7 protein-coding genes are annotated in these 8,991 nt (G+C 69.6%); all 7 read right to left on the bottom strand.

All coding sequences use genetic code 11. The annotated features are described in order from the left end of the window. On the bottom strand, positions 1-2,184 hold a 2,184-nt coding region (locus VHC63_04900), incomplete at its 3' end, for an acyl-CoA dehydrogenase (protein HVV35921.1). Further along, complete coding sequence (locus VHC63_04905) at positions 2,181-3,293, bottom strand: acyl-CoA dehydrogenase family protein (protein HVV35922.1); 1,113 nt, start codon at positions 3,291-3,293, stop codon at positions 2,181-2,183. The genes VHC63_04905 and VHC63_04900, both read right to left, overlap by 4 nt. Beyond that, complete coding sequence (locus VHC63_04910; GenBank protein ID HVV35923.1) at positions 3,280-3,957, bottom strand: acyl-CoA dehydrogenase family protein; 678 nt, start codon at positions 3,955-3,957, stop codon at positions 3,280-3,282. The genes VHC63_04905 and VHC63_04910 overlap by 14 nt, the downstream gene beginning before the upstream one ends. Continuing rightward, positions 3,957-5,375, bottom strand: a complete 1,419-nt coding sequence (locus VHC63_04915) for an AMP-binding protein (GenBank protein HVV35924.1) — start codon at positions 5,373-5,375, stop codon at positions 3,957-3,959. Before VHC63_04915 ends, VHC63_04910 begins: the two co-directional genes overlap by 1 nt. Beyond that, positions 5,372-6,793 carry an AMP-binding protein gene (locus VHC63_04920; protein HVV35925.1) on the bottom strand — a complete coding sequence of 474 codons (1,422 nt, stop codon included), beginning with the start codon at positions 6,791-6,793 and terminating at the stop codon, positions 5,372-5,374. The genes VHC63_04915 and VHC63_04920 overlap by 4 nt, the downstream gene beginning before the upstream one ends. Further along, positions 6,790-7,977: an amidohydrolase family protein gene (locus VHC63_04925; protein ID HVV35926.1), complete on the bottom strand. Its 1,188-nt coding sequence runs from the start codon at positions 7,975-7,977 to the stop codon at positions 6,790-6,792. Before VHC63_04925 ends, VHC63_04920 begins: the two co-directional genes overlap by 4 nt. 62 nt (positions 7,978-8,039) lie before the next feature. After that, positions 8,040-8,991 (bottom strand): TIGR03564 family F420-dependent LLM class oxidoreductase (locus VHC63_04930; protein HVV35927.1); only part of this gene is annotated, 952 nt, incomplete at its 5' end.

Here is an 8,991-nt window from a genome sequence, read left to right on the forward strand (position 1 = left end):
TGAGGTGCCCCCGGCGATGGTGCCGCTGAAGGACCGCAGGTAGAGGTTGAACCAGTTGTCGGTCCACACGTCGAGGTTGAACGGCTCGAAGGGCGCGCTGCGCACGTGCGGGTCGAGGGCGTCGGCGCCGACGGTTTCGAGCACGTGCAGCGTCGTGCGTTGCGATGCCTCCGACCCCATCAGCTTGAGGCTCGACTGCTGCTGCGTCTCGACGCCCTGCGCGGCGGCCGCCAGCGTGCGGTAGCCGAGGAAGCGCAGCGCTTCGGTGTCGATGGCGAGCTGCGCGTACCACTCCAGCGTGTAGCTGTCCTCGGTGAGGTCGTGGTGGCGGATCTCGCGGCCGCCGTACTGCAAGAGGTCGTCGAGTCGTTCGACGTAGCCGAGCCACAGCATCGCCCGCTCGTGGCCGAGCGACTCGGTGGCGACGCGCCAGCCGTCGTGCAGCTTTCCCACCAGGTTCTCGGCGGGAACGACGGCGTCGTCGAAGAACACTTCGTTGAAGTCGGGCTCGCCTTCGTCGAGCATCGAGCCGAACGGTCGACGGGTGACGCCGGGGGTGTCGGTGGGGATGACGAGCGCGCTGATGCCCTTGTGCTTGGGCGCGTCGGGGTCGGTGCGCACGAAGGCGAAGATGACATCCGCGTCGTGGGCCCCCGACGTCCACACCTTCTGGCCGTTGACGACGAACTGCCCATCGCCATCATTGGCGTCGAGGGCGGCGCGGGTGCGCAGACCGGCGAGGTCGGAGCCGGCGTCGGGTTCGCTCATGCCGAGCGACGCCGTGATCTCGGCGCGCATGATCGGCACCGCCCACTTGCGCTTCTGCTCGACGGTGCCGAAGGCGAGCAGCGACGGCACGATGATCGACAGGCCCTGCGGGTTGAAGCTCTGGTAGATACGCCGGTCGCCGAGGACTTCCTGGTGCACGAACTGCTCGATCAGGCTGGCGTTGCGGCCACCGAACTCGGGCGGGTTGCCCGGCAGCAGCCAGCCGGCATCGAACATGGCGCGCTGGAACCGGCGCGCCCACTCCGGGATGTGCGAGCTCGAACGCGAGCGCTCGGTCGTCTCGCTGACGTCGGGCGTGTTGGCGTCGAGCCACGCCTCCAGTTCGTCGCGGAAGGCCTGGGCGCTCGGGTCGAGGTCGAGGGTCAGCCGCGCCGCGTGCGGGTCGGCCAGCACCATGCGGGCGACGCGCTGGCGGTGCGAGTGCCCGCTGCCGAGCAGGATCTCCGACGACTTGGCGCGCTTGACGTAGAGCTGGAGGTCGTTCTCCCACGTGAAGCCGAGCGCGCCGAACAACTGCACGCCGTGCTGGGCGGCGATGCGCTGGGCGTCGCCCGCCGCGGCCTTCGCCATCGCCGACGCGATCGTCTGGCGGTCGTCGTCCTCGGCGATCGCCATCGCCGCGTACTGGCACAGTGCGCGGGCCCGCTCGATGGCGACGTACACGTCGACCACCATGTGCTTGACCGCTTGGAACGAGCCGATCGGCACGCCGAACTGGTGGCGGTGGCGGACGTGGTCGACGACGAGTTCGAAGATGCGCTGCGACGCGCCCACGATGCCGCACGACAAACCGAGCAACGCGACGTTGCGCGCCCGGTCGACGTCGACGCCGTCGGCCACGCGCGCGGGACGGACACCGTCGGCGCGCACCGTGGCCAGATGCAGGCTGCGGTCGACCGTCGGTTGGCGCTCGACGTCGAGGTCGCTGCGATCGACGACGGCGACGCGGTCACCCACGACGATGGCGATGCGGTCAGCGCGGTCGCCGTCGCGAACGTGGCGCGCCGCGCCGTGCAGCAACCCGTCGTCGAGGGTGAAGCCGTCGTAGATCGCGGCGCCGGTGGCACCGCCGCAGACGTCGCGGGCCAACTCGTGGTCGGCGCGCACCAGCGGCAGGTACTGCGTCGTGGTCGCGGTGAACGGCGACGGGTCGGCCGCCCAGCCCAGCTGTTCGAGGATGACGGCGAGTTCGACAGTGGTGGCGCCCGAGCCGCCGTCGTCGACGTCGACGGTGAGGCCGGGCCACTCGAGGCGCACGAGCGTGTTCCACAACTCGCCGACGTCCTTGTCGGCTTCGACGACGCCGCGCACCAGTGAGGCCGGGCACTCGCGTTCGGCGACGTCGCGGGCGATGCGCTGGAGTTCGACGAGTTCTTCGGAGAGGTCGAAGTTCATTCGGTGGGCAGTCCCAGGATGCGAGTGGCGACCAGGTTGCGCTGGATCTGCGACGTGCCGCCCATGACCGACTGCGCGCGCGAGTACAGGTAGGTCTTCAACGACGTGTCGTCGCGCCCGACGCTGAGCGCGGCGTGCCCGACGGTCTGCTCGGTGGCCGTCATCAGCAACTTGTCGATCGATCCTTCCGAGCCGTGGGTGACACCGTCCAAGCGGTCGGACAGACGGCGGCACACGTGCGTGCGCAGCATCTCTGCCTCGACCATCGCCCACGCCAGGTCGCGGCGCGCTTCGGCGTCGAAGTCGCCGGGCTTGGCGCGCACGCGTTCGAGCAGCCCCTTCACCGTCTTGCGGTACCGGCCGGCGAAGCCGAGTTCTTGGGGTTCGCGCTCATGGCTCACGATGGTCATCGCCATACGCCACCCGTCGCCGGGCGCGCCGATCATGTTGGCCGACGGCACGCGGGCGCCGTCGAAGATCACTTCGCCGAACTCCTTGGTGATGCCGTTGATCATCTTCAGCGGGCGCTGCTCGATCCCGGGTTGGTGCATGTCGACGACGAACGCCGAGATGCCCTTGTGCTTCGGCGCGTCGGGTTCGGTGCGCGCCAGGAGCAGGCACCATTGCGCCACGTCGGAGTTGCTCGTCCACACTTTGTGACCGGTGATGACGTAGTCGTCGCCGTCGCGCTCGGCGCGAGTGCGCAGCGACGCGAGGTCGGAGCCGGCGTCGGGTTCGCTGAAGCCCTGGCACCAGCGTTCCTGCCCGCTCACGATGCCGGGAATGAAGCGCGCCTGCAGCTCGGGACTGGCGTGATGCAGCATGCCGTGCACCAGATAGCCGACGCTCGGGCGCGGGGGCGCGCCGGCGGCGGCCAGCTCGTCGTCGACGATCGTGTCGTACACCGCCGGCAGTTCGTGGCCGCCGATCGCCTTGGGCCACGACACGCCGAAGAAGCCGGCGGCGTACAGGGACTGATGCCACGCCGCCTGACCGGCCCAGTAGGCATCGTCGGTCGACGACGGGGGAAGGCCGGGGTTGTTGTCGCGCAACCAGTCGCGCAGTCGCGCCCGGAACGCCGCTTCGTCGGGGGAGTCAGCGAAGTCCATGCGCCAGTACCCGTTCGAGGTTGGGCCCGACGCCACCGAAGGCGTCGATCGAGGCGAGGGCGCGGCGCAGGTAGACGTGGGCCAGGCACTCCCACGTGTTGCCGATCCCGCCGTGCACTTGAATGCACGTCTCGCACACGTCGCGGGCCGCACGCGCGCAGTAGGCCTTGGCCGCCGCCGCGGCCGCGAGCGCATCGGCCCCGTCGAGCGCGTCGGCGGCCCACGCCGCGTGCAGCGTGATGCTGCGGGCGCCTTCGGTCACGACCGCCGCGTCGGCGAGTAGGTGCTGCACCGCTTGAAAGGCGCCGACCGGTTGGCCGTACTGCCGGCGCTCGCGCGCGTAGTTGACGGCGAGATCCGTCGCCCCCTGCATGATGCCGACGAGGTCGGCCGACGTCAGCGCGAGGCCGACGGTGAGGTCGGTCGTCTCGATCAGCGGAACGTCGACGAGGTGACGGCCGAAGACTTCGGTGACGAGCGCCGCTTCGACGACCGACGCGTCGGCGAGCAAGTCGCGCCAACCCGCGGCGGCCACCGCGGCGTCGAGCTTGGCGCGGCGCTCGGCGTCGTCGAGGTCGCGCACGGTGCGTGGCCCGAGGTCGAGCGCCAACTTGGTGGCGGCGTCCTGCAGGGCGTGCTGCTCGGGGGAGAGGCGGACGTCCATTACGCGGTGAGCTTCGGCGTCCACTCGTCGCGCAGCGTGCGGCGCAATACCTTGCCCGACGGCAGGCGCGGGATGTCGTCGACCACGACCACGTGGCGCACCTGCTTGTAAGTCGCCAGCGAGTCGGCGACCAGTTGCTGCAGCGCGCCGGGCGTTACCGTGCCGTCGGTCTGCACGACGGCGACGGGCACCTCGCCCTTCTGTTCGTCGGGCAACCCGAACACCGCGCAGTCGAGCACCGCGGGATGGCCGTGCAGGACGGCTTCGATTTCCGCGGGCGCCACCTGGAAACCCGACACCTTGATCATCTCCTTCGAGCGATCCGTCAGGTGCACCCAGCCGTCGTCTTCGATCCAGCCGACGTCGCCCGTGCGGTACCACCCGTCCTCGAAGCCCTCGGCGTTCGCGTCTTCGGGGAGGTAGCCGGCCATCACCGACGGGCCCCGCGCCTGGATCTCGCCGACGCCGCCAGGGGCGAGCACGGCGCGGGTGTCGAGGTCGACGACGCGCAACTCGACGTCGCGCGGCGGCAGGCCCGCCGAGTCGAGGCGCCATGCCAGCGGGTCGGCGACCGGATTGCACGCCAGCACCGGAAACTCGCTGGCGCCGTAGGCCGGCAGGAAGCCGACGCCGGTGCGCTTGGTGACGGTTTCGGCGACGCTCTCGGTCACCGGAGTCGCGCCCCACATGATGTAGCGCAGCGACGACAGGTCGTAGTCCTCGATCGACGGGTGGTTCGCCATCGCCAGCGCGATCGGGGCCACGGCCATCTCGAGCGTCAGGCGGTCGGTCTCGATGCGGCGCAGGCACTCGTCGAGGTCGAAGCGGGGATGCAGGCGCACGGTCACGCCGGCCTCGGCGGCGGCGAGCAGATTGAGCAGACCCAGGATGTGCGAGGGGGGAGTCGCCACCTGGAAGCGGTCGTCGGCGCCGAGGCCGAGCGCCGTCACCCAATGCTGCGTCGCCGCGCCGAGGCTCCGGTGCGTGTGCCGCACCGCCTTGGGCAATCCCGTCGTGCCCGAACTGAACACGAGGATCGCGTCGTCGTCCTCACTACCCCCCTCACTTCTGTGAAGGCTTTGCCGTGCAGGAGACGGAAATTCCTTCACAGAAGGCAGGGTGGTGTCGGTGATGAGGCGGGGGGCGCCGGTGATCGCCAGCGCGTGGGCGACCTCGCGTTCCTTCCATGCAGGGGACAGGAGCACGGCGGCGCCGCCCGACTTCGTGATGGCGGTCACGAGGGCGAAGAACTCCGGCCGGTTGGTGAGTTGCAGGGCGACGCGCTCGCCGGGGGCGACGTCGAGTGCGACGGCGTACGCGTCGCTCAGCGCGTTGACGTCGCCGAAGGTCAAGGCGCCGTCGCCGACGCGCAGGAACACGCGCGACGGCTCGGCGCGCACGAGCGAGTCGTGGATCACCGCGTGACCATGGCGCGCAGTTCGTCCTTCACGACTTTGCCGGTCGCGTTCACCGGCAGGGCGGCGACGACCTCGACGCGGCGCGGTACCTTGTAGTTGGCCATGTTCTCCTTGGCCCACGCCACCAACTCGTCCGGGTCGACGTCGCCGACCACGAACGCCATGCCGACCTCGCCCAGGCGCTCGTCGGGCACGCCGATGACCGCCGCCTGCGCCACGCCGGCGTGGCGCAGCAGCAGGTTCTCGATTTCGGCCGGGTAGGCGTTGAAGCCGCCGACGATGAACATGTCCTTGCTGCGCCCGACGATGCGCAGGCAACCGTCGTCGCCGATCGTGCCGAGGTCTCCGGTGTGGAGCCACCCGTCAGCGTCGATGGCCGCCGCGGTCGCTTCCGGATCGTCGAGGTACTCGCGCATCACCGTCGCCGAGCGCACGAGGACTTCGCCGACGGGCTCGTGGCCGTCGATGCGCATCTCGTAACCCGGCCGTGCCCGGCCGACGGTCGTGGCGACGGTGGTGGCGTCGTCGTCAGCCGACGTCGCACTCACCGTGCCGGCTTCGGTGAGGCCGTAGCCCGTCACCACCAGTTCGAAGGGCAACTCGGTGCGTACGCGTTCGATCAGCGTGACGGGGATGTCGGCGGCGCCCGTTACCGCGACGCGCAGCGACGACAGGTCGTAGGTGTCGCGGTCGGGGTGGTCGAGCAGCGACTCGTACAGCGTGGGCGCCCCGGGGAACACCGTGATGCGCGCGTCCTGTACGCGTTGCAGGGCGCGTCCGGCGTCGAACACCGCCTCGGGATACATGGTGGCGCCCGCGGCAACGCACGCGAGGATGCCGGCCTTCAGTCCGAACATGTGGAAGTACGGGTTGACCATGAGGTAGCGGTCGCCGGCGCGCAGGCCGGTCATCGCCACCCAGTCGCGCGCCACGGTCAGCGTGCGGCCGTGCGTCATCACGACGCCCTTCGGCACACCCGTGGTGCCCGACGTGAACAGGATGTCGGACACGTCGTCGTCGGTGACCTTCACGTCGACGGGTTCCGCCTCGGGCAAGCCGTCGAGGTCGATCACGCGCAGGCCGGGCGCGTCGACCATCGACGCGTAGTCGACGCCGAGGAAGTCGCGCACGGTGAGCAACGTCGACGCGCCGCTGCGCTGCAGGATGACCTCCGCCTCTGCGCCCTTGAAGCGGGTGTTGATCGGCACGAGCGTGGCGCCGGCTTCCCAGATGCCGAGGACCGCCACGATCCACTGCCAGCAGTTCGGCGCCCAGATGGCGACGCGCTCGCCGCCGCCGAACGTTGCCCCAACGCGGCGCGCCGCGTTGCGCAGCTCGCCGTAGGTCAACGTGACGTCACCATCGACGACCGCGATCAGCGCGGGATCGGTGGCGGCGAGCAGCTCCGGGATGCTCAACGCAGGACTTTGGCCTCGACGTTCATCAGCCGCGCCAGGTTGCCGCCCATGATCTTGGCGACGACCTCGTCGGAGAGGCCGTGCAGGTCGTCGGCGAACGTCGTCGGGTCGGCGAGGCCCTCGGGGTGCGGGAAGTCGGAGCCGAACAGCACGTGGTCTTCGCCGATCATGTCGGCGAGCACGGCGGGGTCCTCTTCCCAGAACGGGCTGATGTAGATGTTGCGCCGTACGACGTCGATCGGTCGCTCCATGAAGTCCTGCGGCATCTTCTTGTAGATGTCGGCCAGGTTCTTGAGCAGCGGCGCCACCCAGGCGCTGCCGTTCTCGATGACGGCGATCTTCAGCTTGGGATGGCGCGACAGCGCGCCATGGCAGATGAGCGACGAGATGGCGTCTTCGACCGGGCGCCACTGCGACAGCAGGCGGAAGGCCTGGGGCTGGAACGGCAGGAACTCCGTGTCGCCGCCGCACCACTCGTTCTGGTAGCGGTCATACCCGCTGTCGGACGCGTGGACGGCCACGAGGACGTCGTGCTCGACGACCTTCTCCCAGAACGGGTCGAACTCGGGCAGCGCGAACGAGCGGGGCCCGCGATAACCCCACGCCGGCGCCGGACGCACCAGCACCGAGCGGGCGCCGCGCGCCACGACCCATTCGAGTTCCTCGATCGCCTTCTCCACGATCGGGAAGGTGATGATCGGGTTGGCGAAGATGCGCTCCTCGTAGTCGAACTGCCACGTCTCGTAGATCCACTGGTTGAGCGCGTGGATGACGGCGTGGGTCATCTCCGGGTCGTCGCGCATCCGCTCCTCGATCAGCGACGCCAGGGTCGGGAACAACAGGACGCGGTCGAGGCCCTGCTCGTTCATGAGTTCGAGACGGGGTGCGGGCTCGCGGAACGCCGGGATCGCCTTGATCGGCTCGCCGAAGATCTCGCGGCGGCTCTTGCCCTCCGGATTGCCCTTGCGGAAGTACTCCTCCTGCGCGCCGGGGCGGGCCACGACGTCGAACGTCGGGTTGGGGATGTACTGGCTGATCTGGTTGCGCACGACGATCTTCGTGCGGCCCTTCTGCTCGACGTAGTCGATGACGCCCTTGTACTTGTCAGGGAGGAACTTCGTCAGTGAGTCACGGTTCTCGTACAGGTGGTTGTCGGCGTCGAAGACCGGGATGTCGAGCGGCATGATTCCCCCTCAAATGAGAATGCCATTATCGCTTTAGTAGAGGCCAATTTCAATTGCGATTGCTACAGCTGGCCGCCGAGCGACGTGAGGTACTCGACGGTTTTCTGACGCGACGTCAGAAGTTCGTCGCGATTGTTGCCGATCGGGACGATGCGGATCGACAAGTCCGTCACTCCGGCGTCGGCGAAGGACCGCAGGCGCTTCTCGACGGTCGCCTCGCTGCCCGCCGCCAGCAGGTCGCCGACCGCCCGAGCGTCGCCCCGGTCGAGCAGTCGCTGGTAGTTCGGCGACACCTCGGCCTCGGACAGGATGCGGTTGGTGCGCTCGACGGCGACGTCGACCTCGTCGTCGCCGCACACGCACACGGGGACGCCGGCGACGATGCGCGGCGCCGGGCGCCCGGCGGCGGCGGCCGCGGCGTTGATCGTGGGGGCGACGTGCGACTCGATGGCGCGCTCGTCGGCCATCCACAGAATCGTCCCGTCGGTACGCTCGCCGGCGAGGCGCAACATCACCGGACCCAGAGCGGCCAGGAGCACCGGCGTCGGCGTGATGTCGGTGATCGCCAGCGGGTTGTGCACCCGGTAGTGGGCGTTTTCGACGTCGACCGTGCCCGGCCCGGCCAGCGCCGGTGCCAGCACCTCGAGATAGTCGCGCAGCGTGGCCACCGGCGCCTCGTAAGAAAGGCCGAGCATCTCCTCGACGATCCAGTGGTGGGAGACGCCGAGGCCGAGCGCCAGGCGCCCGCCGAGCACGGCCTGGGTCGACAGCGCCTGCTGCGCCAGCGCGATCGGATGGCGCGGCTGGATCGGCACGACGGCGGTGCCGATCTCGATGCGGGTCGTCTCGATGCCCATCACCGTGGCGGCCGTGAGGGCGTCGAACTCGTCGGGGATCTGAGGCACCCAGATCGTGGAGAAGCCCGCGCCTTCCGCCCAGCGGGCGTCGCGGCGCAGCCGTTCGACCTTGGTTGCGTAGCGCCCGCGCTCGGGGCCGACCATCACACCGATCCGC

It is taken from the genome of Acidimicrobiales bacterium (genome assembly GCA_035546775.1).
Taxonomy (GTDB): Bacteria; Actinomycetota; Acidimicrobiia; order Acidimicrobiales; family JACCXE01; genus JACCXE01.

Bases quoted from the DNA above. Each gene is read 5' to 3' on its own strand.
- VHC63_04925 (HVV35926.1), bottom strand. From the start codon at position 7,977: ATGCCGCTCGACATCCCGGTCTTCGACGCCGACAACCACCTGTACGAG.
- VHC63_04905 (HVV35922.1), bottom strand. From the start codon at position 3,293: ATGGACTTCGCTGACTCCCCCGACGAAGCGGCGTTCCGGGCGCGACTG.
- VHC63_04910 (HVV35923.1), bottom strand. From the start codon at position 3,957: ATGGACGTCCGCCTCTCCCCCGAGCAGCACGCCCTGCAGGACGCCGCC.